20 protein-coding genes are annotated in these 25,051 nt (G+C 69.6%); 5 read left to right on the forward strand and 15 right to left on the reverse strand.

Going from position 1 to position 25,051, the window contains the following annotated elements; translation table 11 throughout:
- Nucleotides 1–171: 171 nt before the first annotated feature.
- From EX20_RS06105 to EX20_RS06115, 3 genes are all read right to left on the reverse strand, one after another.
- Complete coding sequence (locus tag EX20_RS06105) at nt 172–1,206, reverse strand: helix-turn-helix domain-containing protein (protein ID WP_034192975.1); 1,035 nt, start codon at nt 1,204–1,206, stop codon at nt 172–174.
- Between the two features lie 205 nt (nt 1,207–1,411).
- A complete protein-coding gene (locus EX20_RS06110; protein ID WP_034192976.1) occupies nt 1,412–1,948 on the reverse strand; it encodes a hypothetical protein in 537 nt (178 codons plus the stop codon).
- Nucleotides 1,949–2,393: 445 nt separating this feature from the next.
- Nucleotides 2,394–3,920 carry an acetaldehyde dehydrogenase ExaC gene (locus EX20_RS06115; RefSeq protein ID WP_011882841.1) on the reverse strand — a complete coding sequence of 509 codons (1,527 nt, stop codon included), beginning with the start codon at nt 3,918–3,920 and terminating at the stop codon, nt 2,394–2,396.
- Between the two features lie 314 nt (nt 3,921–4,234).
- Between EX20_RS06115 and EX20_RS06120 the strand changes: the two genes are divergently transcribed.
- Nucleotides 4,235–4,663, forward strand: a complete 429-nt coding sequence (locus EX20_RS06120) for a pyridoxamine 5'-phosphate oxidase family protein (protein ID WP_034192977.1) — start codon at nt 4,235–4,237, stop codon at nt 4,661–4,663.
- Nucleotides 4,664–4,703: 40 nt separating this feature from the next.
- Here EX20_RS06120 and EX20_RS06125 read toward each other — a convergent pair whose 3' ends face one another.
- Complete coding sequence (locus EX20_RS06125; RefSeq protein WP_011882839.1) at nt 4,704–6,308, reverse strand: MFS transporter; 1,605 nt, start codon at nt 6,306–6,308, stop codon at nt 4,704–4,706.
- A gap of 146 nt (nt 6,309–6,454) precedes the next feature.
- Here EX20_RS06125 and EX20_RS06130 point away from each other — a divergent pair, with 146 nt between their 5' ends.
- Nucleotides 6,455–7,339 carry a LysR family transcriptional regulator gene (locus tag EX20_RS06130; RefSeq protein WP_014722193.1) on the forward strand — a complete coding sequence of 295 codons (885 nt, stop codon included), beginning with the start codon at nt 6,455–6,457 and terminating at the stop codon, nt 7,337–7,339.
- Nucleotides 7,340–7,393: 54 nt separating this feature from the next.
- On the opposite strand, the gene eutC is transcribed toward EX20_RS06130, so the two are convergent.
- The 6 genes from eutC to EX20_RS06155 form a co-directional block, all read right to left on the reverse strand.
- A complete protein-coding gene (eutC, locus tag EX20_RS06135; RefSeq protein WP_011882837.1) occupies nt 7,394–8,185 on the reverse strand; it encodes an ethanolamine ammonia-lyase subunit EutC in 792 nt (263 codons plus the stop codon).
- Nucleotides 8,182–9,579 (reverse strand): ethanolamine ammonia-lyase subunit EutB, encoded by a 1,398-nt coding sequence (locus EX20_RS06140; protein ID WP_034192978.1) that lies wholly within the window; start codon nt 9,577–9,579, stop codon nt 8,182–8,184. Before EX20_RS06140 ends, eutC begins: the two co-directional genes overlap by 4 nt.
- Before the next feature lie 202 nt (nt 9,580–9,781).
- Nucleotides 9,782–11,194 carry an ethanolamine permease gene (gene eat, locus EX20_RS06145; protein WP_011882835.1) on the reverse strand — a complete coding sequence of 471 codons (1,413 nt, stop codon included), beginning with the start codon at nt 11,192–11,194 and terminating at the stop codon, nt 9,782–9,784.
- Nucleotides 11,195–11,494: 300 nt separating this feature from the next.
- Nucleotides 11,495–12,958, reverse strand: coding sequence for a mechanosensitive ion channel (locus EX20_RS06150; RefSeq protein ID WP_034192979.1), 1,464 nt, complete (start codon nt 12,956–12,958; stop codon nt 11,495–11,497).
- A 382-nt stretch (nt 12,959–13,340) separates the two neighbouring features.
- Nucleotides 13,341–13,772, reverse strand: coding sequence for a zinc ribbon domain-containing protein (locus EX20_RS30335; protein ID WP_072465435.1), 432 nt, complete (start codon nt 13,770–13,772; stop codon nt 13,341–13,343).
- A 10-nt stretch (nt 13,773–13,782) separates the two neighbouring features.
- A complete protein-coding gene (locus EX20_RS06155) occupies nt 13,783–16,383 on the reverse strand; it encodes a heavy metal translocating P-type ATPase (protein WP_034192980.1) in 2,601 nt (866 codons plus the stop codon).
- A gap of 81 nt (nt 16,384–16,464) precedes the next feature.
- Here EX20_RS06155 and cadR point away from each other — a divergent pair, with 81 nt between their 5' ends.
- Nucleotides 16,465–16,896, forward strand: coding sequence for a Cd(II)/Pb(II)-responsive transcriptional regulator (gene cadR, locus EX20_RS06160; protein WP_011882831.1), 432 nt, complete (start codon nt 16,465–16,467; stop codon nt 16,894–16,896).
- A gap of 68 nt (nt 16,897–16,964) precedes the next feature.
- Nucleotides 16,965–17,537: a PadR family transcriptional regulator gene (locus tag EX20_RS06165; RefSeq protein ID WP_011882830.1), complete on the forward strand. Its 573-nt coding sequence runs from the start codon at nt 16,965–16,967 to the stop codon at nt 17,535–17,537.
- 25 nt (nt 17,538–17,562) lie between these two features.
- Here the strand turns inward: EX20_RS06165 and EX20_RS06170 are convergent, their stop codons facing one another.
- From EX20_RS06170 to EX20_RS06185, 4 genes are all read right to left on the reverse strand, one after another.
- Nucleotides 17,563–19,005 (reverse strand): FAD-binding oxidoreductase, encoded by a 1,443-nt coding sequence (locus EX20_RS06170; RefSeq protein WP_034192981.1) that lies wholly within the window; start codon nt 19,003–19,005, stop codon nt 17,563–17,565.
- 12 nt (nt 19,006–19,017) lie between these two features.
- A complete protein-coding gene (locus EX20_RS06175) occupies nt 19,018–19,806 on the reverse strand; it encodes an ABC transporter substrate-binding protein (protein WP_014722183.1) in 789 nt (262 codons plus the stop codon).
- A 115-nt stretch (nt 19,807–19,921) separates the two neighbouring features.
- The gene (locus EX20_RS06180; protein WP_014722182.1) at nt 19,922–21,076 is read right to left on the reverse strand and encodes a pyridoxal phosphate-dependent aminotransferase; all 1,155 of its coding nucleotides are present in this window, start codon (nt 21,074–21,076) and stop codon (nt 19,922–19,924) included.
- Between the two features lie 227 nt (nt 21,077–21,303).
- The gene (locus EX20_RS06185; RefSeq protein WP_014722181.1) at nt 21,304–21,972 is read right to left on the reverse strand and encodes a TetR/AcrR family transcriptional regulator; all 669 of its coding nucleotides are present in this window, start codon (nt 21,970–21,972) and stop codon (nt 21,304–21,306) included.
- Nucleotides 21,973–22,060: 88 nt separating this feature from the next.
- Here EX20_RS06185 and EX20_RS06190 point away from each other — a divergent pair, with 88 nt between their 5' ends.
- A complete protein-coding gene (locus tag EX20_RS06190; protein WP_034192982.1) occupies nt 22,061–23,713 on the forward strand; it encodes an acyl-CoA dehydrogenase family protein in 1,653 nt (550 codons plus the stop codon).
- A gap of 120 nt (nt 23,714–23,833) precedes the next feature.
- Here the strand turns inward: EX20_RS06190 and EX20_RS06195 are convergent, their stop codons facing one another.
- Nucleotides 23,834–24,973 (reverse strand): branched-chain amino acid ABC transporter substrate-binding protein, encoded by a 1,140-nt coding sequence (locus EX20_RS06195; RefSeq protein ID WP_011882824.1) that lies wholly within the window; start codon nt 24,971–24,973, stop codon nt 23,834–23,836.
- Nucleotides 24,974–25,051 lie beyond the last annotated feature (78 nt).

Consider the following 25,051-nt stretch of genomic DNA (forward strand, 5'->3'; position numbering starts at 1 on the left):
TGGAGGTACGGCTGGAGGTACGGCTGGAGGTACGGCTGGAGGTACGGCTGGAGGTACGGCTGGAAGGTACGGCTGGAGGTACGGCGGGAACGACAGCCCCAGAGCGCGCACGCTACGAGCGCGGCGGTCACGCCGACGCCCAAGCGCGCCGCCGCATCCCGCGTCGCCCGGTCAACCGGCCGTCACCATTGCGGCACGATCGCGCAGCGTCTCCGACGGGCGCTTGCCGAACATCCGCCGGTAGTCGGTCGCGAACTGGCTCAGGTGCCAGAAGCCCCACGCGGCCGCGACGTCCTGCACCGAACCGGCCGCGCGCCCGCACAGGTCGCGCCGCGCGCCGTTGAGCCGCAGCGTGCGCAGATAGGTGGCGGGCGCCATCCCGAGCACATCCTGGAAGCAATACTGCAGCGTGCGCCGGCTCACGTGCAGCTGCTCGCACAGCTCCGGCACGCCGACGGGACGAGTACGGTGAGCGAGCACGTACTCGCGCGCCTGCTCGACGATCCAGCGCCGCGTCGACGGCGCACTGCCGACGCCATCGTCGGCCGGCTGCGCGCACGCGTCGAACAGCGCGGCCAGCACGCCGGCCTGCAGGTCGTCGCGCTGCGCATCGGCCAGCGGCCCGCCTGCGGCAGCCGCACCGTCGAGCCGCTGGCCGAGCAGTGCACACAGCCGCGCGAGCCGCGCGTCGCCGACCTGGATCACGCGCTGCGCGAACAGCCGCTCGTCGAGCGCGCGGTGTTCGACTTCCTCCGCGTAACGGCGCAGCACGTCGCCGCGCACGACCACGCCGTAGATCGAAAACTGCGCGGGCGTCAGCAATTCGAATTCGACGTTGCCCGGCCGAAACGCGAGCGCACCGGGCCCGATGCGGCACGCGTCGACCCGCGCGTTGCCATCGTTCGCGAGCGGGATGCCGAACCAGTATGCGTCGCCGCGCACCTCGCAGGCCTGGCGCAGCAGATGGCTGGTCGACTCGCGAAAGAGCTTCATCGTGTCGAGCGGCAGCTCGGTCAGCGTGCCGACGAAGCGGCCGGCCGCGAGCTGGTCGTAGGTTTGCCGCCAGCCGATCAGGTTGCGCGCCTGTTCGTCGGCGTCGTGCGCGACGCTGACGACCGCCTGGCCGGCGAGCGCGTCGTCGCCCTGCGCGCTGCAGCGCGTGTTCTCGGCCGTCGGCTCGGCCGCGCACTCCACTCGTCGTTCCATCGTGTTCTCCTCTGCTGCCCAGGCGCGCGTGCGTCACGCAAGTCCCGTGCCGAACCGCGCGATCGGGCGAGAAGCCCGTCATTGCGCGGCGCACGGCCGGCGCGCGGCTGGCGCGCGCAACACGGGCGCACCCGTAGGCGGCGCGCCGCGCACCGGGCGGGTGCGCGATGCGCGGCGGCGGCCATCGATGCCCCTCGGCGGCCGGCTACGTGCCCGGCCGCAAGCGCACGACGCGCGTGCCGCAATTGCCGTACGCCTGCTGGATCGCCAGCTCGACGATCGGGCTGCCGGCGGCCCAAGGCGCCGCGTCGGCGCCGCCGAGGTCGGTGCGCAACGTCGCGCGGCCGTTGATCCGGTAACGGATGCCGCGCACCAAATCGATGAACAGCAGCCCGATGCCGACCGCCTCGTCCGCGCGCATGGCAATCCGGTTGCCGTCGTCATGGAGCGGCAGCACGAAGCGCAGCGTTTTCGTGTCGACCACGCGCACGACGGGCAGCAGATCGCCGTTCGCGTCGCGCTGGCTCTGCACGATATCGCAGGTCGCCGCGCCGTCGGACGTCGCGCCGACGAACATGAACGGCTGCGTCTCGACGAACTGGCGCACGCCGATGCTCAGGCGCGTCGTGACGACCTCGCTCATCCGTTCGGCATCGTCGGCCACGCCGAAGCGTTGATGTGCATCGAGTTCGCCCGCGTGGAACACAGGGTGATGTGGAAAGGAACGCGGCGGTTCGGCCATGCGGGCTCCGGTAGGCGCGTCGTTATGCGGTACGGGCCGCTCGCGCTCGGGCGCTCGGCGGCGTCGTTGCCGTCGCGCTCGGACGCTGCGGCGATATGCGGCCGACGTCGCGTATCGAACGCGAACCCCGAACCGCGAGAAGCGGAACAATCAGCAGACGATGAAGCACCGGACACGACGGCCGGCGGCGCATGCAGCGTGCGCCACGGCGGCTTGCTGGCCGCAGACTGCACGGCCGGCCAGCGCCGCACGGCCCTTGCGCGCCGCGCGACGTCGCGTGCGGCGTGGTCCAGCCCCGGCACCTCACCGCTGCCGCGGCGATCGGAACAACCCGAACGCCTCGACCGGTACCCGGACCAGCAGACACCGCCGCACGGCGCTCACATGCCGCACGACACCACGTGCGGCACGGTCCCGCCCCGGCGCTTCACCCCTGCCCCAGCGATCAGAAGAACCCGAGCGCCTCGGCCTGGTAGCTGACCAGCAGGCACTTCGTCTGCTGATAGTTGGACAGCGCCATCTTGTGCGTCTCGCGACCGATGCCCGACTGCTTGTAGCCGCCGAACGCCGCATGCGCGGGATACAGGTGATAGCAGTTGGTCCACACGCGGCCGGCCTCGATCTCGCGGCCCATCCGGTATGCACGCGTGCCGTTGCGCGTCCACACGCCCGCGCCGAGCCCGAAGAACGTGTCGTTCGCGAGTTCGATCGCTTCCTGCTCGTCCTTGAACGTCATCACCGACGCGACCGGCCCGAAGATCTCTTCCTGGAACACGCGCATCTTGTTGTTGCCGAGCAGCATCGTCGGCTTCACGTAGTAGCCCGCGCCGAGATCGGCTGCCGGCGCCGTGCGTTCGCCGCCCGTCAGGCATTGCGCGCCTTCGCCGCGGCCGATGTCGATGTACGACAGGATCTTGTCGAGCTGCTGCTGCGACGCCTGCGCGCCGATCATCGTCTGCAGGTCGAGCGGATGGCCGGCCTTGATGCGCTCGACACGCGCGACCGCCTTCTCGATGAAGCGCTCGTAGATCGATTCCTGGATCAGGATCCGCGACGGGCACGTGCACACTTCGCCCTGGTTCAGCGCGAACATCGCGAGGCCTTCGAGCGTCTTGTCGAGGAACGCGTCGTCCTGGTCGAGCACGTCGGCGAAGAAGATGTTCGGGCTCTTGCCGCCCAGTTCGACGGTCGACGGAATCAGGCTCTCGGCGGCGGCGCGCAGGATGTGCTTGCCGACCGGCGTCGAACCGGTGAACGCGATCTTCGCGATGCGCTTGCTGGTCGCGAGCGCCTCACCGGCTTCCTTGCCGAAGCCGTTGACGATGTTGATCGTGCCGGCCGGGAACAGGTCGCCGATCAGCTCCATCAGCACCAGCACCGATGCAGGCGTCTGCTCGGCGGGCTTCATCACCACGCAGCAGCCGGCCGCGAGTGCCGGCGCGAGCTTCCAGGCGGCCATCAGCAGCGGGAAGTTCCACGGGATGATCTGGCCGACCACGCCGAGCGGCTCGTGGAAGTGGTATGCGACGGTGTTGTCGTCGATCTCGGAAATGCCGCCTTCCTGCGCGCGGATGCAGCCGGCGAAGTAGCGGAAGTGGTCGACCGCGAGCGGCAGGTCGGCGGCCATCGTCTCACGCAGCGGCTTGCCGTTGTCGATCGTCTCGGCCACGGCCAGCAGCTTCAGGTTCTTCTCCATCCGGTCGGCGGCGGCGAGCAGCAGGTTCGCACGCTCGGTGACGGACGTCTTGGCCCACTTGCGGCGCGCGGCGTGTGCGGCATCGAGTGCGGCCTCGATGTCCTCCGCGCCCGAGCGCGGCACGCGGCAGAACGGCTTGCCGTTGATCGGCGACACGTTCTCGAAATAGTCGCCCTTCACCGGCGGAACCCACTTGCCGCCGATGTAGTTGTCGTACTGCTGACGATACGGATATTCGACGTCGAGGCCCAGTTGTTTCAGGTCAAACGGGTTCATACATGTCTCCTGTTCATCGTGCTTGTGTGAATGCAGCGCCGGTTGGATCGCGCTGCACGGATTACGCAACATGCGTGCCAAAGCGGGCCGACAAGCAAACCGGAGCGATGCGTGCGGCCGTCCGCCGCGCGCAGTCGTTGCACGCATCGCGCGAGTGTGTCGATTCTGAACAATGCGATGGCACAGCCGCGGCGCGGGTGTTCGGATTTTCCACAGCGCAGCCGCGCCGCCGCATCGGTGTGTAACAGTCGGCGCGTGGCATGTGGCTTGCGTACGGCTCGGTGTTTCGTACGCCCAGACGCGACCACCGAACCATGACCGATGCGGCCCCTCTCAGCGACGATGCCGTCGCCTTCATCCAGGAACAGGCGTTCCTGATCGTCGCGACCGCGAACGCGGCCGGCGACGCCGATTGCTCGTATCGCGGCCGTCAGCCGCGCGCCGACGGCTCGTTCGCGCCGCTGGTCCATGTGGCCGATCGCAGGACGCTGGTGCTGCCCGACTTCGCGGGCAACAACCTGTTCAACACGATCGGCAACCAGCTCGTGAACCCGTCGATCGCGTTGCTGTTCGTCGATTTCGTGCGGCAGACGACGTGGCTCGTGCAGGGGCGCGCGACCGTCGACGAAGATGCCGGAAGCCACGCGCAGCTGTGGCCCGATGCGCGGCGCTACGTGGTCGTCGCGGTGGAGCGCGCGCAGGCACGCGCGGATGCGCGGCTGCCACCGCTGGTGCTGGCGTGACGCGGCGTGGGGCGGGCGTCGTGTCTTCGGATCGGTAGGACTACGCGGCGTTGCGCGCCGCACGCCGCGCCGCCGCATCGCCACGCGCGCGGCTGCCGTCGTCGGCGCCCGTCGTCGCATCCGGCGCCGGCCGCGCGCCGAGAAACGCGAACACCACACCCGCGCACAGCACCGTCACCACCGCGAGCGCGAGCAGCAACCGGTCGAACGCGTGCAAATAACTCGCCAACAGCGTCGCGCGATCGACGCCCGGCAACACGGCCGCCGCGCCGGCGAGATCGCCGGTCGCGAGCCGCGCGGCCGCGCGCAGCGCCGCATCGGATGCGCCGGACGCGCCGCCCGCCGGCACGCGCCGCAGATCGGCGTGCGCAAGCGTCGCCAGCACCGCGCCGGCGATCGCGAGCGCGATGCCCTCGCCCGCCACGCGCGTCGTGCTGAAGATCCCCGTCGCCATCCCCGCGCGCTCCTTCGGCACGACGCTGACCGACAGCCCGTCCATCAACCCCCACGGCATCCCCGCGCCGATGCCGATCGCGAGCATCGGCCCAATCGCGGCCGGCCCGGCGCCGCCGCGCAGCGCCACATCGAGCCACACCAGGCCGGCCGCCGCGAGCAGCAGACCGAGCCCCGAGATCACGCCGGCCGACAGCCAGCGCGTGAGCGTCGCCGCGACCAGCGGCACGATGAGCATCGGCGCGGAGATCGCGAGCATCAGCCAGCCTGCGTCGATTTCGCTGAAGCCGTCGATGCCGATGAAGCGCAGCGGCAGCACGACCAGCAGCACGATGTAGCAGCAGCAGGTCGACACCGGCAGCACCTGCACGCCGACGAAGCGCGGAATCCGGAACAGCGACAGGTCGAGCATCGGCCGCGCGACGCGCGTCTCGATCGCGACGAACGCGCACGCGCCGAGCGCCGCGCCGGCCAGCAGCACGACGACGAGCGGGTCCGTCCAGCCGCGCGCGGGCGCCTCGATCACGCCGAACGTGAACAGCGTCAGCGCGCCGGTGAACGCGACGGTGCCGGGCCAGTCGAGCCCCGTCGCATGCGGATCGCGCGACTCGTGCATGCGCGGCAGCCCGAGCGCCAGCGACAGGACGCCCGCCGCCGCGCCGGTGACGAAGATCGCGCGCCAGCCGTGATGCGCGATCAGCCAGCCCGCGAGCACCGGCCCGAACGCGAGGCCGACGCCGAACGTGGTGCCGAGCAGGCTGAACGCGCGCGTGCGGGCCGCGCCGTCGAACTCCTGCGCGAGCGCGGCCGTGCCGCCCGCGAGCGCCGCGGCCGCCGCGAGCCCCTGCGCGGCGCGCAGCAGGTCGATCGCGAGCATCGACGGCGCGAACGCGAGCGCGACCGACATCAGCGTGAAGCCGCCGACGCCGATCGCGAACACGCGCTTGCGGCCGAACTGGTCGGCCAGCGCGCCCGCCGCCATCAGGCAGCTGCCGAACGCGAGCATGAACGCGTTGGTGATCCAGTTCATCGCGACGGGGCCACCATGCAGGTCGCGGCCGATCGCCGGCGTCGCGACCGCGCCGCCCGAAAACGACAGCGGCAACGCGACGGCCGCCATGCACACGGCCGCCAGCACCCACGCGCGCCGGTGTGCCGCGCCGGTCGAACCGGCTGAAAACGGGTGATCCATCATCGCTCCTCGAAATGACCGCGCGGATGCGCGTCGATAGCGATCGAAGATAAATCGGATTGAATCTGCGAAAAACCGTGCAATGCTCCGCATATATCGGAATAGAATTCCGCAATTCACGATCAACCGCAGCTCGCTCGACCTCGATGGAAAACCTCAATGGCATCGCCGCGTTCGTCCGCGCCGCCGAAGCGCTGAGCTTCGTCGCGGCCGGCCGCGCGCTGGGCATTTCGGCGTCGGCCGTCGGCAAGACGATCGCGCGGCTCGAGCAGTCGCTCGGCGTACGCCTGTTCAACCGCACGACGCGGCGCGTCACGCTGACCGACGAAGGGCGCCATTTCTACGAGCGCTGCCAGCGCATCCTGGAAGATCTTCGCGACGCGGAAGCGACCGTCACGGCGTCCGCGCAGCGCCCGCGCGGCAGGCTGCGCGTGAGCCTGCCCGTGATCGGCTACCGGTTCCTGCTGCCGGTGCTGCCGGCGTTCCGCGAGCGTTATCCGGAAGTGGAGCTCGACCTGGATTTCAACGACCGGATGGTCGACGTCGTCGAAGGCGGCTTCGACGCGGTGATCCGCAGCGGCCCGCTGTCGGATTCGAGCCTGATGTCGCGGCGGCTCGGCCCGTTCGCGTTCGTGCTGTGCGCCACGCCCGCGTATCTCGCGCGGGCCGGCACGCCGCGCGTACCGCACGATCTCGACACGCACGATTGCGTGCGCTACTGCTTTCCGACCACCGGCAAGCTACAGGACTGGGCGCTGGCGGCCGACGACGGCACACCGCTGAAGCTGCGCACCGCGATGACCTGCAACAACATGGAAGCGCTGCGCGGCGCGGTGATGGCCGGCCTCGGCATCGGCTACATGCCCGACTTCCTCGCGCGCGACGCGCTCGACGCCGGCACGCTCGTCACCGTGCTCGACGACTACCGGATCGCACCGGGACAGTTCTCGATCGTGTGGCCGTCGAGCCGGCAGCTGTCGCCGAAGCTGCGCGTGTTCGTCGACTTCCTGTGCGAGCGGCTGTTCAGGTAGCCGAACCGCGCGCCCGCATCGGCCGCCGCGCCGCGCGCCATCGACGGCTCACCGTCACGCGGCGCCGATCCGCTCGGCCTGTTGCGGCGGCAACAGCGCGTCGCTGTCGTCCTTGAGCCCGACCCCCGTGAGCCGCAGCCGGCGCGCCTCGGTCATCAGGTAGTGCAGCTTGTGCGCCGCCGCCGCATGCGGCAGGCCTTCGGGCCGCACGTTCGAGATGCAGTTGCGCTGCGCGTCGTGGCAGCCGACCTTCGGCGCCCACGTCAGGTACACGCCGAGGCTGTCCGGCGAGCTGAGCCCCGGCCGCTCGCCGATCAGCATCGCGACGGCCCGCGCGCGCAGCAGCTCGCCGATCTCGTCGCCGAGCGCGACGCGCGCCTGCGTCGCCACCACCACCGGGCCGAGCCGCCAGCCGTCCGCGTGCAGCCGCGGGCACACGGCCTGCAGCAGCGGCAGCGCCTGCTTCGCGGCCGCGAACGCGGACAGCCCGTCGCCGACCACGAACACCACATCGGGCGCATCGTCGAGCATCGCACCGTAGCCGGCCAGCAGCGCGCGTCCGTCGTCCGACAGCTTGCGGCCGAGATCGGGACGGCGCAGGTAATGCTGGCGATCGACTGCGGCGCTCTGCACGCCGAGCGTCGCGAAGCCGGCCGTGTCGAGCTCGCGACGCAGCGCCTCAGAATCGAGCGGCTGATGCACGGCGTCGCGCGCCTGCGCATGCGACAGGTTGAACGCGAGCAGCGGCGCGGTCGGCAGGCTGCTGCCCGCGCGGCCGAGCGCGATTCGCGCGTTCGTGAACGCCTTCAGCTGCGCCCACGGATTCTTCTCGACGGCGTCGCTCATGCGGAAATCCCCATCCAGTCGTTCGCGCCCGCGAGCAGCGGCACGCGTGCGTTCGCCGCGCGCAGCGCGCCGTGCGCGTCGGCGATCTCCATCGTCTCGAGCCACTCCTCGAACTCCGGCGCGCGGCGCAGGCCGAGCACCTCGCGCACGTACAACTGATCGTGAAACGACGTGCTCTGGTAGTTCAGCATCACGTCGTCCGCGCCGGGAATCCCCATGATGAAGTTGATGCCGGCCGCGCCGAGCAGCGTCAGCAGCGTGTCCATGTCGTCCTGGTCGGCTTCCGCGTGGTTCGTGTAGCAGATGTCGCAGCCCATCGGCACGCCGAGCAGCTTGCCGCAGAAGTGATCCTCGAGGCCCGCGCGGATGATCTGCTTGCCGTCGTACAGGTATTCCGGGCCGATGAAGCCGACCACCGTGTTCACCAGGAACGGATCGAACTTGCGCGCGACCGCATACGCGCGCACTTCGCAGGTCTGCTGGTCGACGCCGAAATGCGCGTTCGCCGACAGCGCGCTGCCCTGGCCCGTCTCGAAGTACATCACGTTGTTGCCGACGGTGCCGCGCGCGAGCGACAACGCGGCGGCGCGCGCCTCGCCGAGCAGCGCGAGCGAGATCCCGAAGCTCGCGTTCGCCTTCTCGGTGCCCGCGATCGACTGGAACACGAGGTCGACCGGCGCGCCCTTGTCGATCGCCGCGATCGTGTTGGTCACGTGCGTGAGCACGCAAGACTGCGTCGGCACGCCGTAGCGCTCGCGGAAGCCGTCGATCATCGCGAGCAGCTTGACGATCGCCGCGAGGCTGTCGGTTGCGGGGTTGATGCCGATCATCGCGTCGCCGCAGCCGTACATCAGCCCGTCGAGCATCGACGCGGCGATGCCCTTCACGTCGTCGGTCGGATGATTCGGCTGCAGCCGCACCGACATCCGGCCGGGCAGCCCGACCGTGTTGCGAAAGCGCGTGACGACGCGGCGCTTTCTCGCCGCCGCGATCAGATCCTGATTGCGCATCAGCTTCGACACGGCCGCGACCATCTCCGGCGTGAGCCCCGCTGCGATGCGTTCGAGCGCGGCGCCGTCGGCCGCCGGCGACAGCAGCCAGTTGCGGAAATCGCCGACGGTCAGATGCGAGATTTCCGCGAAGGCCTGCGCGTCGTGATCGTCGACGATCAGGCGCGTGACTTCGTCCTGTTCGTACGGGATCACCGCCTCGTTCAGGAACGCCTTCAGCGGCACGCTCGCGAGCGCGATCTTCGCGGCCACGCGCTCTTCCTCGCTCGCCGCCGCGACGCCGGCGAGCTGGTCGCCCGAGCGCAGCGGGCTCGCCTTCGCGAGCAGCGTTTTCAGGTCCGCGAACCGGTACGTGCGCGGGCCGATCGTCTCCGTATAGGACATCGTTCGAATCTCCTTGCCAGTGCTTGCGCTGCCTGCCGGGTTTGCCGGGCTCGCCGTGCGTGCACCGCCTGCACGGCTTGCCTTGCTGCCCTGCTTTCCCTGCCTTCCTTCCCACCTCTTCCGCCTGCCGAACGCCGACGGCGCGCCCGTTCCATCGGGCGCGCCGCAGGCCGTCATGCGCCGCCGTTCGGGCGTGCCAACGTCATTCCTCGAGCAGCACGTCGGCCGGCGCGCTCGCGCGCTGCGACCGGGTCGCGATGAAGTAAGCGTAGCCGACCGCCAGGAACGCGATGAACACCATCGCCACCAGCCCGTTGAAGTAGACCATGGTTCCGAGGCACACGAGGGCCGCCACGATCGCGAACGCCGGGAACAACGGGTACATCGGCGCACGGAACGGCCGCGCCATGTTCGGCTGCGAGCGGCGCAGCTTGAACAGCGCCGCCATGCTGACGATATACATCACGATCGCGCCGAACACCGACATCGTCACGATGTTCGCGGTGAGCGTCTGGCCGCCGAACTGGATCAGCTCGTCGCTGTAGATCGCGGCGATCCCGACCACGCCGCCCGCGAGGATCGCGCGATGCGGGGTCTTGAAGCGCGGATGCACCTTGCCGAGCCATTCGGGCAGATAGCCTTCGCGGGCCAGCGCGAAGATCTGGCGCGAATAGCCGAGAATGATCCCGTGGAACGACGCGACCAGCCCGAACAGCCCGAGCCACACCAGCATGTGCATCCAGCCGCTGTTCGCGCCGACGATGTACTTCATCGCCTGCGGCAGCGGATCGTTGATGTTCGCGAGCTTGGTCCAGTCGCCCGCGCCGCCGGCGAACACCATCACGCCGATCGCGAGGACCACGAGCGTCAGGATGCCGGCCACGTAGGCGATCGGGATCGAGCGCTTCGGGTTCTTCGCTTCCTCGGCGGCCATCGCGACACCTTCGATCGCGAGGAAGAACCAGATCGCGAACGGAATCGCCGCGAACATGCCGTGGAACGCGCCCATGCTGAAGTGATCGGCGCCGGCCCAGCCGCCCTTCATGAAGTTGCTCCACGCGAAGCCCGGCGACACGACGCCCATGAACACCAGCAGCTCGAAGATCGCGAACAGCGTGACGACCAGCTCGAACGTCGCGGCGATCTGCACGCCGACGATGTTCAGCGCCATGAACACCAGATACGCGCCCATCGCCGCGTGCTTCGGCTCGAGCCCCGGAAACTGCACGTGCAGGTATGCGCCGATCGCCAGCGCGATGGCGGGCGGCGCGAACACGAATTCGACGAGCGTCGCGGCGCCGGCGAGATAGCCGCCGGTCGGGCCGAACGCGCGGCGCGCATACGCGAACGGGCCGCCCGCGTGCGGGATCGACGTGGTCAGCTCGGTGAAGCTGAAGATGAAGGTGGTGTACATCGCCGCGACGAACAGCGCGGTGATGACGAAGCCCAGCGTGCCGGCGCTCGCCCAGCCGTAGCTCCAGCCGAAGTACTCGCCGGAGATCACGAGGCCGACCGCGATGCCCCACAGTTGCCAGGTGCCGAGCGTTTGCTGCAGCGCGGGCTGGCCGGACGACTTGACGCCGGCTGCGGGCCGGCCATTCGACTCTGCTTTCATCGGATTCTCCTGAAGGGCGCCGGCCTGCCTGCCCGCGCGACTGAGAATCGATGCTAGAGAGTCATAAAACGACGTGTTATCGAAATTCGGCAAAGATGGCGGCTGACGTTTCGCTGACGGAAACGCCGGGCGCGTGGTGCGGGCCGTCATGCAGGCGCGCTGGGCGCGCGCGGAGCGCGCCGGAGCGGGGTGTGGTGGCTCGGGCGGTGTGGACGCCTTGCGCGGTGGGGGTGGCTCGCGCGGCGTTGGTAGTCCGCGCGGCGTGGGTGACTCACGCGGCGCGGACGCCCCGGGGCGGCGTTACTGACCGCCGCCGCGCTGGTTGAACCAGCGGTCGAGCAGCTTGCCGGCCGCTTCGCGGCCGCCGAGACCGAACGACAGCGCGACCGCCACCGCGATCGCGCCGAGCACGAGCCCGAACGCGAGCTGCACGATCTCGTTGGCGATGCCCATCGCGCGCAGCCCCATCGCGAACACGAGGCCGAGGATCGCGAACTGCGCGATCCGTGCGAACAATACGCTGTGCTCACGGTCGGCCTGCTCGATCACGCGCCGTGCAAGCCCGGCGAGCCACACGCCGATCACGAGGATCACGCCGCCCATCAGCACGTGACCACCGAATTCGATGAACAGCGTGACGACGTCGCGCACCTGCGTGAAGCCGAGCCGGTTGGCCGCCTCGACCGCCGCGAACAGCATCGCGAAGAACACGATCAGCCGTGCGACGAGCACCGACGGCTGCAGCATCCCGGAGAACACGCGCTCGACGCCGAGCACGGCCGGCAGCCCGTCGGCGCCGGCGGCTTCCAGCAGCTTCTGCGTGAGCGACGCGACGAAGCGCGCGAAATAGAACGTTACCACCACGATCACGATCGCCGCGACGATGTCGGGCACCGCGCCGAGGAACTGGTTCAGCATGTTGGTCGCGGGGATCGAGATCGCCTCGATCTTCAGCGCATCGAGCGCGGAGATCAGCGTCGGCACGAACACGAACACGTAGACGATCGTGCCGATCAGGCTCGACACGCGCACCGGCGTCGGGCTGTCGAGGCGCGCGGTGAGGCGGTCGGCGCCGGCCGCGACCAGCAGGTTCGTCACGAGGCCGCGCAGCACGCGCGCGACGATCCAGCCGACGAAGCCGATTATCGCCGCCGCGAACAGGTTCGGCACGATCGCGAGCAGCTTGTCGACCATTCCCTGCACCGGCGCCAGCAGGCCGGACAACGCGAACGACCCGAGAATCGCGGGCAGGAACATCAGGATGACGAGCCAGAACAGCACGTCGCCGAGATAGCCGCTCATCGGCTGCATGCCCGCGCTTTCGGCCAGCGCGGTGTCGACCTTGCTCGCCTTCAGCGCGCGGTTCGCGAGGCTGCGCAGCAGCGACGCGATGAGCCACGCGATCAGCGTCAGCGCCGCGCCGCCGATCAGGTTCGGCAGGTAGTCGACGATGTGCGTGACGAGCAGCGAGAACGGATTGGACACCGCGTACAGATTGAGCACGTTGAAGATGCCGACCGCGGTGACGAGCAGCACGAGCCAGAACAGCCCGGCGGCGATGATCCGCTCGACGCACGCGCCCTGACCGGTGCTTTCGCTGATCCGCCGGTCGACGTTCAGCGCGTTCAGCAGCCGGAGCGCGCCGGCCCGCACGGCCACGGCGATCAGCCAGCCGATCAGCAACAGGCCGATCGCGCCGGCTATCTTGGGCAGGTAGCCGCCCAGCGTGGTCTGCAGCGACGTGATGAAGCTGGAAGCATCCATTTCTTCTTCTCCCGAAAACGTGGCGTTGCGATTGAACGTCGACGAACTACCTGCGTACTTCGAAAACCGTGCGTTACCGTCCGGCGAACTTACCCGAGAAAAATGACGCGTTGATCCGATTTCACCCTCTTTAACTTTAGTCGGTGATCGGAGGGGTGAACCCCGATTCGGACAAATTAAAAGGGGGCGATTCGGGGGCGGACGATGGCTGGGAGAGGGGGCTGGCGATGACGTGGGGCGAACGCGGGTCCGGGGTATCGGGATGTCTGGGCCGGGAGGGAAGCCGGTCGATGCGGTCGCGGAGGGGTGCGGGGGTGGGTCTGTCGGTCTGTCGGTCTGCCGGTCTGCCGGTCTGCCGGTAACGATACCCGTGCTTGCGCGTCTAGCCGGCCTGCGTCCCGCAGTTCGGACAAAAGCGCGCGTCGGCGGCGAGTGCTGCCTGGCAACGGCCGCACGCGCGGCCACGCTGCGATACGCCGCACTGCGCGCAGAATCGCGCGGCCGGCGCGTTGAGCGCACCGCAGCCCGCGCATACGAGTTGGCGCAACGACAAGTCGGCGCCGGGCACGCCCCGGCCGCCGGTCGGCGGCTGCCGGCCCCAGTAATGGCGATCGCGATCGCGGCCGTGCGCGTCGTGCGCGTCGTACAGTTCGCAGCCTCGCTCGCCGTGATGGCCGCCGCCATGGCCGCTCTGCGGTCCGCTGCCGTGCCCGCCGCCGTGTGAGCCGTGTGAGCCGTGTGAGCCGTGTGAGCCGCCGTGCCCGCCCCCGTGCCGACCACCCCACCCGCCAAACACCCGTTTCAGCAACCCCATCGCCCGCTCCTCAGCGCTGCGTGCGCGCGCCGTCGAACACGCCGGCCTTCGACAGCAGCCGCAACCCGTTGCCGACGACGATCAGGCTCGCGCCGGCGTCCGCGAACACGGCCATCCACATCGTGCCGAGCCCGGCGATCGTGAGACCGAGGAACACGATCTTCACGCCGAGCGCGAAGCCGATGTTCTGCACCAGCACGCGGTGCGTCGCCCGCGACAGCCGCACGAACGCGGGAATCTTGCGCAGGTCGTCGTCCATCAACGCGACGTCGGCCGTCTCGATCGCCGTGTCGGTGCCCATCGCGCCCATCGCGAAGCCGATATCGGCGCGCGCGAGCGCCGGCGCGTCGTTGATGCCGTCGCCGACCATCCCGACCGCGCCCGCGCCGCGCGCCGACAGCTCCTCGACCGCCGCGAGCTTGTCTTCGGGCAGCTGGTTGCCGCGCGCATCGTCGATGCCGGCCTGTTGCGCGATCGCCTGCGCGGTGTGCGGGTTGTCGCCCGTCAGCATCGCGGTGCGGATGCCGAGCGCATGCAGATCGGCGATCGCAGCGCGGCTCGTCTCCTTGATCGTGTCGGCCACCGCGAAGATGCCGAGCACGCGCGCCTCGTCGATCAGCATCACGACGCTCTTGCCCTGCCGCTCGAGCACGTCGAGCTTCGCTTCGAGCGCCGGCGAGCAGCGTTCGAGCTCCTCGACGAGCCGGTGATTGCCGAGCCAGTAGCGCGCGCCGCCGATCGTGCCGCGCACGCCGCGCCCGGCGAGCGCCTCGAAGTCCGTCACCTCGTCGAACGCAGCCGCGCTCGCATCGCGGGCGGCCGCGGCGATCGCCTGCGACACCGGGTGATCGGAGCGCGCCGCGAGGCTCGCGCCGAGCCGGCGCACCTGCGCGGCGTCGGCGTGCTCGGCATGCAGGTCGAAGTCGGTCTGCACCGGCTTGCCGTGCGTGATCGTGCCGGTCTTGTCGAGCGCGAGCCACGACAGCGTGCGGCCCTGTTCCAGATACACGCCGCCTTTCACGAGGATCCCGCGTCGCGCCGCGGCCGCGAGCCCCGACACGATCGTGACGGGCGTCGAGATCACCAGCGCGCACGGGCATGCGATCACGAGCAGCACCAGCGCGCGGTAGATCCAGTCGTGCCACGCACCGCCCGTGACGAGCGGCGGGACGACGGCCACCAGCAGCGCGATCGCGAACACGATCGGCGTGTAGACGCGCGCGAAGCGGTCGACGAAGCGCTGCGTCGGCGCCTTCGCGCCCTGCGCCTGCTCGACCGCATGGATGATCCGTGCGAGCGTCGAGTTCGACGCGGCCGCCGTCACACGATAGTCGAACGAACCCGATTCGTTGATCGTGCCGGCGTACACCGCGTCGCCGGTGGTCTTGTCGACGGGCAGGCTCTCGCCGGTGATCGGCGCCTGGTTCACCGTCGAGCGCCCGGCAACGACCTCGCCGTCGAGGCCGATCCGCTCGCCCGGCTTCACGCGCACGATCGCGCCCGGCGCAATCTGCGCGGCGTCGAGCGTGCGCCACGTGCCGTCGGCGTCCTGCACGGTCGCGGTGTCCGGTGCGAGCTGCATCAGCCCCTGGATCGCGTTGCGCGCCCGGTCGAGCGACTTCGCCTCGATCAGTTCGGCGATCGTGAACAGCACCATCACCATCGCCGCTTCCGGCCACTGGCCGATCGCCATCGCGCCCGTCACCGCGATGCTCATCAGCGCGTTGATATTCAGGTTGCCGTTGCGGATCGCGATCCAGCCCTTCCTGTAGGTGGTCAGCCCGCACGCGAGGACGGCGGCGATCGCCAGCGCTGCCGACAGCCACACCGGCAGGCCGGCCCAGTTCACCGCCTCCGACGCGACCGCGGCGACGCCGGCGAGCGCGAGCGGCCACCAGGACTTCGCACGCGGCGCGTCGACGGGCGCGGCGGGCGTGTCCGCCGATGCAGCCTCGGGCGTCATCCCGAGCGTGCGGATCGCGCTTTCGATCGCCGGCTGCGCGCCGGGCACGTGGTCGACGGTCAGCATCCGCTGCATCAGGTTGAACTCCAGCGCCGACACCTGCTGCATCGCGCCGAGCTTCTTGCGGATCAGCGTCTCCTCGGTCGGGCAATCCATCTGCATGATCCGGAACGCGGAGCGCACGTGGCCCGATGCGGTCGCCCGTGCAGCGGGCAGCGGCGCGAGCGTCGGCGCGGCCGGCGCGCAGCAGCCGCCGGCCGCGTGCTCGTGCTCGTGCTCGTGCTCGTGCTCGTGCTCGTGCTCGTGCTCGTGCTCGTGCTCGTGCTCGTGCTCGTGCTCGTGAGCATGCTCGTGGGCGTGGCCCTGCGAACAAGCCGCCCCATGCACATGCCCATCGCCCCGCACCCTACCTGCAGCAGCGGCGCCGTGATCGTGCTGCGCGCCGTGCGCGCGCGAATCGGCGTGCTCATGACCATCGGCCTCCGGACGTACGCCGCGCGCCGCCACATCGCCGTGTGCGTGCTCGCCGCCCGCCGGCGCCGCGTCGCCGGCGCAGCACGCCTGCGTGTCGCGCGCGTCGGCGCAGCAGGTCGCGGCGCCGTCGGCATGGCGGTGTCGTGGGTCGGGGGTACGCTGGGCGTCGGTCATGAAGACCTCCTCTATGGCTGGACGAGGTAGAGTTAACACCCTGAAGCCACTACAAGGTCAACCCTGACAACGGAGCAAGCCATGAAGATCGGCGAACTGGCCAAAGCGGCCCGCTGCACGCCCGAAACGATCCGCTTCTACGAGCGGGAGGGGCTGATGCCGGATGCGGAGCGCACCGATTCGAACTACCGCAACTACACCGACGTGCACGTCGAACGGCTGCGCTTCATCCGCAACTGCCGCGCGCTCGACATGGCGCACGACGAAATCCGCGCGCTGCTGCAACTCACCGACACGCCGGCCGATCCGTGCGATTCGGTCAATGCACTGCTCGACGAACATATCGGCCACGTCGACGCGCGCCTCGCCGAACTCACGCATCTGCGCGACCAGCTGATCGAACTGCGCCGCCAGTGCGTCGGCGAACATTCGGTCGAGGACTGCGGGATCGTCCACGGTCTGACGACCATGGAGACGGTCGCGCCGCCTGCAAAACGCTCGCACCTCGGCTGAAACCCTTGTCGGATCGGATAGTTTGTCCAATACTAGTCATATCATGACTAGATATAGACGAACTAACCATGCCGGTCAGCCGCCCGTCTCCGCTTGCCCTCGCCGTGCTGGCGACCCTCACCGAAACGCCGATGCATCCGTACGGGATGCTGCAGCAGCTGAAAGCGCGCGGCTATGACGAAGTCGTCAACGTGCGGCAGCGCACGAGCCTTTACCAGATGATCGACCGGCTGTTGCGCGACGGGCTGATCGCCGTGCACGACACCGAGCGTGACGGCGCGTTTCCCGAACGCACGCTGTACAAGCTGACGGAAGCCGGCCACAAGGCGGGACAGGCCTGGCTGCATGCGCTGCTCGCCGAACCGGCGCGCGAATTCACCGCGTTCGGCGCCGGCCTCGCGTTCCTGCCGCTGCTCGATGCCGACGATGCGCGCCGCCAGCTGGAGCGCCGCATCGACGCGCTCGAGGCCGAACGCGAGCGCCTCGATGCGCTGCGCAACGCCGCGCAAGGCGATCAGGTGCCGCGCCTGTTCCTGCTGCAGAACGAACACGCGCTCGTGATGCTCAACGCGGAGCTCGACTGGACGCGCAGCGTCGTCGAACACCTGAAGATCGGCGCGCTGCGCTGGGTCGACGCCTGACGCGCACCCGCCCGGCCTGCACCCGTCAAAGCACCTTGCCGGGATTGAGCACGCCGGCGGGATCGAGCGCGGCCTTCAGGCGCCGCATCAGCGCGATCTCGGCTTCGCTGCGCGTGTGCGCGAGATAGCGGCGCTTGAGCACGCCGATGCCGTGCTCCGCCGACACCGAGCCGCCCATGTCGCGTACGACCGCGTAGACGCAATCGTCGATCGCCTCGGCATCCGCGTCGCGCCGGCCGGCGAGCGATACGCCGACATGCACGTTGCCGTCGCCGACATGGCCGAAGAACAGACACACGATGTCCGGCCAGCGCCCGCGCAACGCCGCTTCGCAGCGTACGGCGAACGCGCCGAGCTCACTGGTCGGCAGGCTCACGTCGAAGTTCATCAGGTGCGGCAGCGCATCGATCGCGAGGCCTTCGCGCAGCGTCCACACGTCGCGCGCCTGCCGCGCCGAGGTCGCGAGCACGGCATCGTCGACGAGGCCCGCGTCGAGCGCGTCCGCGAACGCGGCTTCCAGCGCCGCGCGCGCATCGCCGCCCGGCGCGCTCGTCGCGCACTCGATCAGCACCGCGAAGCCGCCGTCGCCCGCCAACGGCGCGACGACGCCGGGCGTATGACGCGCGACGTAGTCGTAAAAGGCCGGCCACATCGCTTCGAAACTGACGAGCTCCGGCAGCGCGCGCAGGCGGTTCCACAGCTCGAGGACGGCATCGTAGCCCTGCACGCGGCACAACGCGGTAGCCGGCTCGGCCAGCTTCGGATGCAGCCGCAGCACGGCGCGCGTGACGACGCCGAGCGTGCCCTCGCTGCCGATGAACAGCTGCTTCAGGTCGTAACCGGCGTTGTTCTTCAGCATCCGGTTCATCGACGACACGACGGTGCCGTCCGCGAGCACGGCCTCCAGCCCGAGCACCTGCTCGCGCATCATCCCGTAGCGGATCGCGCGCGTGCCGCCCGCGTTGGTCGCGAGCATGCCGCCGATCTGGCACGACCCGCGCGCGCCGAGATCGACGCCGAACGTGAAGCCCGCCGCGTCCGCCGCCTCCTGCACGGTCTGCAGCGGCGTGCCGGCACGCACCGTCATCGTGCCGGCCGCCGCGTCGATCGCCTCGACGCCGGCGAAGCGCTCCATCGACAGCACGATCTCGCCGCCCAGCACGACCGCGCCGCGCGCGAGCCCGGTGAGGCCGCCCTGCGGCACGACCGGCTGCGCGAGGCGCGTGCACAGCGCGAGCGTGCGCGACACCTCGTCGACGCTGCGCGGCCGCACCAGCGCGCGCGGGCGCACGCCGGCCGGCTCGTTGTACGCGGTGAAGTAGCGCGGCTCGATGTCGGCCGAGCGCGTGACGAGGCCATCATCCAGCGCATCGCCCAGCGCGGCGGCGAGCGCCGTGGCGAGCGCGTCGTCCGCCTGCGGCGGCACGCCAGGGCCGTCCGGCACGCCGGCCGCGGGCAGGCTCTGCATCGTCCGCACCGCTTACTTGGCGGAGATATCGACGTCGCCGAAGTACTTCCGGCCGAGCGTCTTCACGGTGCCGTCGGCCTTCAGCTGCTCGATTGCCGCATCGAGCTTGGTCTTCAGCGCGTCGTCGCCCTTGCGCAGGCCGAACGCGATCCCGCTGCCGAGGATCCGGTCGTCGCGCACCGGCTGGCCGACGAACGCGAAGCCCTTGCCGTCCGGGCGCGACAGGAAACCGCGCTGGCCGGCCGGCGCGAGCACCAGAGTCGCGTCGAGGCGGCCCGCGACGAGATCCGCGTACGCCTGGTTCTGGTCCTGATACGCGACGACCGACACGCCGGCCGGTTCCCAGTGCGCCTTCGCATAGGTTTCCTGGATCGACGCCTGCAGCACGCCGACACGCTTGCCCTTCAGCGCGTCGGGCGTCGGCAGCAGGCCGCTGCCGGTGCGCGCGATCAGCTGCGTCGGCACGCGATAGATGATCGTCGTGAAATCGATCGCCTGACGCCGTTGCTCGGTCGCGTTCATCGCCGAATTGATCGCGTCGAACTTGCGTCCCTTCAGCGCCGGGATCAACCCGTCGAACGATGTCTCCACCCACTTGCACGTGAGTTTCGCGCGCTCGCACACCGTGTTGCCGACGTCGATGTCGAAGCCCTGCAGGTCGCCGTTCGGCGCCTTCGATTCGAACGGCGGGTACTGCGCCTCGAGGCCGAAGCGCAGCGTCTGTGCGTCGGCGAGCGCGGCGCCCGCGCCGAGCGCACATGCGATTGCGAACGCGAACTTGAGGATGGGGACATGCTTCATCGTGATCTCCTGGCTGGTCGGGCGGCGCCGTGCAGCGGCACGTGCGCCGGGTCCGTCGGTGGCTTTCCGTGCGACGTGCCCGTCGCGTGCTTGGGATGCGGGCCGCGCCCGCGCGTTACAGCGAACGCAATCGCCGCGCGCCCTCGATCAGCGTCGCGTCGTCCTTCGAGAAACTGAGGCGGATCACGCCCGTATCGGTGCCGTCCGCATAGAACGCCGACAACGGAATCGTCGCGACGCGCACATCGCGGATCACGCGCAGCACGAAGTCGCTGTCGCGTTCGTCCGACAGGTGCCGGAAGCGCGCGAGCATGAAGAACGAGCCCTCGCTCGGCAGCAGCTGCAGGCGCGAGCCGGCCAGCTCGCGCGCGAGCAGGTCGCGCTTGGCCTGATAGAACGCCGACAGGCCCAGATAGCTTTCCGGCCGCGCGAGCATCTGCGCGAACGCGACCTGCATCGGCGTGTCGGCCGAGAACGTCATGAACTGGTGGACCTTGCGGATCTCGTCCATCAGCGCGGCCGGCGCGACGCAATAACCGACGCGCCAGCCCGTCACGTGGAACGACTTGCCGAACGACGACACGATCACGCTGCGCTCGGCCAGCTCGCGATGCCGCGCGACGCTCTGGTGCTGAGCGCCGTCGAACACGACGTGCTCGTAGACCTCGTCGGACAGCACCACGATGTCGGTATTGCGCGTGAGCTGCGCGAGGCGTTCGAGATCGTCGGCGCGGAACACCGTCGCGGTCGGGTTGTGCGGCGTGTTGACGACGATCATCCGCGTGCGCGGCGTGATCGCCGCGGCCACTTCGTCCCAGTCGACGCGGAAATGCTCGGGCGACAGCTTGATCGCCACCGGCGTCGCGTGCTGCATCCGCACGATCGGCGCATAGCTGTCGAACGCCGGCTCGAAATAGATGACCTCGTCGCCCGGATGCACGAGCGCGCTGATCGCCGCGTACAAGCCCTCGCTCGCGCTCGCGATCACGGTGATCTCGGTGCCCGGATCGTAACGCGCGCCGTACAGCGCCTCGGTCTTTTCCGCGAGCCGCTCGCGCAGCGACACGACGCCGGCCATCGGCGCGTACTGGTTGTGCCCGTCGCGCATCGCGCGCGCGACGCCGTCGATCAGCGCGGGATCTGGCGCGAAATTCGGCGCGCCTTGCGAAAGGTTCAGCGCATCGTGCTGCGCGGCAAGCTGGCCGATCACCGTGAAGATCGTCGTGCCGACGTCCGGCAGTTTCGAACGGTGCGTGATGGCGCTTCGCATGACTCCTCCTGATGTCCGTCGGGCATGCCGGCGCGGTGCGCGGCGATGCCGGTGTCGGGCGATTTAGCCCGAGCCAATATCGACGCACAATCGAAAGTTCGTCATGACGGCCATGCGTTTTGCTCATGGCGTTCGATACGCGTGGCCCGGCATCGCGCGGGCATATGCCGTTCACGCATGCGTATCAGGCATCGTCGTGCGGAGAAGCCGCGCGGCCGCGGCGCGTGTCAGTCGTGCAGCGCCGCCAGATAGCCGCCCAGCGCGGCGTGCAGCTCGCGGCGCAGCGCGGCGAAGTCGAGCGCCGGCCCGAGCGTCAGCAGCGCCTGCGACACGCCGCCATAGCAGAGCGCGTGCGCCATCCGCGCGCACGCCTCGAGCCGCGCGGCCGGCGGCGGGTCGCCGGCCTGCGCGAGCGCGTCGCGCCACAACGCGACATAGGCCGTGTAATGGCGGCGGTACGCGGCAAGCGGCGACACCTGACGCTCCAGCACGAACAGCGCGCCCCACAGCGCCGCATCGGCGGCGATCACTTCCACCTGCAGATCGACGAGCGCGGCCGCGACCTCGGCGCGCGGCATGCCGCGCAGCCCGTGCGCGGCCGCACGCAGCCGCTCGGCGAGCGCCAGCACGCGCCGGTGGATGCACAGCGCGGCGAGGCTCTGCTTGTCGCCGAAGTATTCGTAGAAGGTGCCGACGCTCACGCCGGCGACCGCCGCGATCTCGCGGATCGTCACGTTCGCGTGCCCGCGTTCGAGCAAAAGCTGAACGAACGCCTGCTGCAACGCATCGGACGTGGCCTGAGCGCGCGACTGGCGCGGCCGGCGGCGCAACGCGGGCGCGGGTTGCGCGCCCGGCTGACCGGGCGGCGCCGGAACCTGAACATGTCGCGGCGGCATATTTGCTACTCTGAAATTCAGCGGAACACGCGGTTGACGGGAAACCGGCACACGAGCGGCCGCGAAGCACGACACCGGAGACAGCCCGATGACCGAAGCGACCCATGCCGTCACGAACCAGTTCGACGAACTGGTCGACTATAACCTGTTCGCCACCGACGCCGCGCTGCGCGACGCGCTCGCCCGCGCGGGCGCCGGCTGGGCCGCGCCGCAGCTCGACGCATACGGCGCGCGGCTCGGCAGCGCCGACACGGCGCGCCTCGCCGACGAAGCGAACCGCCACACGCCAGAGCTGAACGCGTTCGACCGGCGCGGGCGCCGCATCGACCGTGTCGAGTTCCACCCGGCCTGGCACACGCTGCTCGGCATGTACCGCAACGAGGGCCTGGTGTCGCTCGCGTTCCGCGACACACGCCGCGGCCGCTGGGCGGCGACCGCGGCCGGCTTCTACCTGCACGGCCAGATCGAGGCCGGCACGCTGTGCCCGGCGACGATGACGCAGGCCGCGATTCCGCTGCTGCAGAAGGAGCCCGCGCTGTGGGCGCTGCTGCGCGACAAGCTGTACAGCGACGACTACGATCCGCGCGACGTGCCGCTCGCCGGCAAGCGCTCGATCTGGTTCGGGATGGGCATGACGGAGAAACAGGGCGGCTCCGACGTGCGCGCCAACACGACACTCGCGACCGCCTGCGGCGCCGGTGGGCGCGGCGGCGAATACCGGCTGCGCGGGCACAAGTGGTTCTTCTCCGCGCCGATGTGCGACGCGCATCTCGTCGTCGCGCGCACCGAAGCGGGCGGCCCGTCGTGCTTCTACGTGCCGCGCTGGCGGCCCGACGGCACGAAGAACGCGGTCGAGATCCAGCGGCTGAAGAACAAGGTCGGCAACCGCAGCAACTCGAGCAGCGAGATCGAGCTGAACGACGCGTGGGGCATCATGCTCGGCGACGAGGGGCGCGGCATTCCGACCATCATCGAGATGGCGACCTACACGCGGCTGAACTGCGTGCTCGGCAGCGCGGCGATGCTGCGCCAGGGCGTCGTGCAGGCGATCGCGTACACGCGCCAGCGCCACGCGTTCGGGCGCGCGCTCGCCGAGCAGCCGCTGATGCGCACGGTGCTCGCCGATCTCGCGCTCGAGAGCGAGGCGGCGCTGGTGCTGGCGATGCGCATCGCCGACGCATTCGAGCTCGACGACTCGCCGCGCGAGCGCGCATGGAAGCGGATCGTCACGCCGGCCGCGAAGTTCTGGGTCTGCAAGCGCGCGGTCGAGCTGACCGGCGAGGTGATGGAAGTGTTCGGCGGCAACGGCTACGTCGACGACGGGCCGATTGCGCGGCTGTTCCGCGAAGCGCCGGTGAATTCGATCTGGGAAGGCTCGGGCAACGTGATGTGCATCGACGTGTTGCGCGCCGTGTCGCGCGAGCCCGACGCGGCGGCCGCGCTGCTCGCCGAGCTGACGGAGCTGGGCGCGGGCGAGCCGCGCATCCGCGCGGCGCTCGACGTGCTGCACGCGATGCTGGCGACGCCGGCCGACGCGCTCGAAGCCTCGGCGCGCCTGTTCGCGCAGCGGCTCGCGCTGGTGGCGCAGGCCTGCCTGCTCACACGCGATGCGCCAGCCGCGGTCGCCGATGCGTTCATCGCGACGCGGCTCGCGGCGCCGGACTGGGGACGCGTCGCGGGCGGCTTCGATCCGCGTGCGATGGATGTCGCGGCGTTGCTGGAGCGTGCGTACCGCGCCTGACGTCGCCGCAGTACCCGCCAACCCGCCAACAAAAAAGCCGCCGGGCTCGAAGGCCCGACGGCTTTCCCGCAGGATGCGCGACGCGACGCCGTTCGGCGCCGCCCGCGATCCGCATCGTGCTTACTTGCCGCCGATGCTCTTCAGCGGCTTCCACTCGCCCTTCTCGACCTTGTACATCGTGATGCCGCCGTTCTTCAGGTCGCCCTTCGCGTCGTACGCGACGTGCGTCGACGTCACGCCGGCCATGTCGGTCTTCGCGAGGACCGGCAGATACTTCGCCGGATCGGTCGAATCGGCCTTCTTCATCGCGTTCAGCATCGCCATCGCGCCGTCGTAGGCATACGGCGAGTAGGTCTGGACGTCTTCGCCGAAACGCTTCTTGTACTTCTCCGCGTACGACTTGCCGCCGGGCATTTCGTCGAGCGGCAGGCCGGCCAGCGATGCGATCGTGCCGTCGGCCGCGTTGCCCGCGATCTTCAGGAACGTCGGCGTCTTCACCATTTCGCCGCTCATCAGCGGTGCGGTGAAGCCGAGCGTCTTCATCTGCTTGACCATCGGCGCTGCCTGCGAGTCCGCGCCGCCGTAGTAGACGAGATCCGGCTTCGCCGCCTTCAGCTTGGTCAGGATCGCCTTGAAGTCGACGGCCTTGTCGTTCGTGAATTCACGATCGACGATCGTCGCGCCGGCCGCCTTCGCAGCCTTCTCGAACTGGTCGGCAAGACCCTGGCCGTAAGCCGTGCGGTCGTCGACGATCGCGATCTTCTTCAAGCCGAGATCCTTCGCCGCGAAGGTGCCCGCCACCGAGCCCTGCTGCGTGTCGGACGTCATCATGCGGAAGGTCGTCTTGTAACCCTGCTGCGTGTATTCCGGCGCCGTCGCCATCGCGATTTCCGGAATGCCGGCGTTCGCGTAGATGCGCGATGCCGGAATCGTCGTGCCCGAGTTGAAGTGGCCGAGCATGCCCTTGATGCCGTCGTCGACCAGCTTCTGCGCGACCGTCGTGCCGGTGCGCGGGTCAGCCTGATCGTCCTGTGTCTCGAGCACGAACTTCACCGGCTTGCCGCCGATCTTCGGGTTCGTCGCGTTGAAGTCTTCCAGCGCGAGCACGATCCCGTTCTGCATATCCTTGCCGTAGTGAGCCTGGGCGCCCGTCATCGGCCCTGCGTAACCGATCTTCACGTCGTCCGCATGGGCCGTCCCCGCAAGCGACATGACAGCGACGAACGTCGCGCCTGCCAGCTTTTTCATCGTGTGTTGCATAGCATCTCCTTGGTACCAGGGTAAATGGAGCGGCTTCGGGATCGCCTTGCCACTCCCTTTGTTTGATCCGAACGGCAA

The organism is Burkholderia sp. WP42, from assembly GCF_000745665.1.
Lineage (GTDB): Bacteria > Pseudomonadota > Gammaproteobacteria > Burkholderiales > Burkholderiaceae > Burkholderia > Burkholderia vietnamiensis.

What these genes read in the sequence shown, in the direction of transcription:
- EX20_RS06105 (WP_034192975.1), bottom strand. Translation starts at nt 1,206, where the DNA reads ATGGAACGACGAGTGGAGTGCGCGGCCGAGCCGACGGCCGAGAACACG.
- eutC (WP_011882837.1), bottom strand. Translation starts at nt 8,185, where the DNA reads ATGAGCGACGCCGTCGAGAAGAATCCGTGGGCGCAGCTGAAGGCGTTC.
- EX20_RS06115 (WP_011882841.1), bottom strand. Translation starts at nt 3,920, where the DNA reads ATGAACCCGTTTGACCTGAAACAACTGGGCCTCGACGTCGAATATCCG.
- EX20_RS06130 (WP_014722193.1), top strand. Translation starts at nt 6,455, where the DNA reads ATGGAAAACCTCAATGGCATCGCCGCGTTCGTCCGCGCCGCCGAAGCG.
- EX20_RS30335 (WP_072465435.1), bottom strand. Translation starts at nt 13,772, where the DNA reads ATGGGGTTGCTGAAACGGGTGTTTGGCGGGTGGGGTGGTCGGCACGGG.
- EX20_RS06195 (WP_011882824.1), bottom strand. Translation starts at nt 24,973, where the DNA reads ATGCAACACACGATGAAAAAGCTGGCAGGCGCGACGTTCGTCGCTGTC.
- EX20_RS06190 (WP_034192982.1), top strand. Translation starts at nt 22,061, where the DNA reads ATGACCGAAGCGACCCATGCCGTCACGAACCAGTTCGACGAACTGGTC.
- EX20_RS06185 (WP_014722181.1), bottom strand. Translation starts at nt 21,972, where the DNA reads ATGCCGCCGCGACATGTTCAGGTTCCGGCGCCGCCCGGTCAGCCGGGC.
- EX20_RS06125 (WP_011882839.1), bottom strand. Translation starts at nt 6,308, where the DNA reads ATGGATCACCCGTTTTCAGCCGGTTCGACCGGCGCGGCACACCGGCGC.
- EX20_RS06155 (WP_034192980.1), bottom strand. Translation starts at nt 16,383, where the DNA reads ATGACCGACGCCCAGCGTACCCCCGACCCACGACACCGCCATGCCGAC.
- EX20_RS06150 (WP_034192979.1), bottom strand. Translation starts at nt 12,958, where the DNA reads ATGGATGCTTCCAGCTTCATCACGTCGCTGCAGACCACGCTGGGCGGC.
- EX20_RS06165 (WP_011882830.1), top strand. Translation starts at nt 16,965, where the DNA reads ATGCCGGTCAGCCGCCCGTCTCCGCTTGCCCTCGCCGTGCTGGCGACC.
- EX20_RS06180 (WP_014722182.1), bottom strand. Translation starts at nt 21,076, where the DNA reads ATGCGAAGCGCCATCACGCACCGTTCGAAACTGCCGGACGTCGGCACG.
- EX20_RS06110 (WP_034192976.1), bottom strand. Translation starts at nt 1,948, where the DNA reads ATGGCCGAACCGCCGCGTTCCTTTCCACATCACCCTGTGTTCCACGCG.
- cadR (WP_011882831.1), top strand. Translation starts at nt 16,465, where the DNA reads ATGAAGATCGGCGAACTGGCCAAAGCGGCCCGCTGCACGCCCGAAACG.
- EX20_RS06170 (WP_034192981.1), bottom strand. Translation starts at nt 19,005, where the DNA reads ATGCAGAGCCTGCCCGCGGCCGGCGTGCCGGACGGCCCTGGCGTGCCG.
- eat (WP_011882835.1), bottom strand. Translation starts at nt 11,194, where the DNA reads ATGAAAGCAGAGTCGAATGGCCGGCCCGCAGCCGGCGTCAAGTCGTCC.
- EX20_RS06120 (WP_034192977.1), top strand. Translation starts at nt 4,235, where the DNA reads ATGACCGATGCGGCCCCTCTCAGCGACGATGCCGTCGCCTTCATCCAG.
- EX20_RS06175 (WP_014722183.1), bottom strand. Translation starts at nt 19,806, where the DNA reads ATGAAGCATGTCCCCATCCTCAAGTTCGCGTTCGCAATCGCATGTGCG.
- EX20_RS06140 (WP_034192978.1), bottom strand. Translation starts at nt 9,579, where the DNA reads ATGTCCTATACGGAGACGATCGGCCCGCGCACGTACCGGTTCGCGGAC.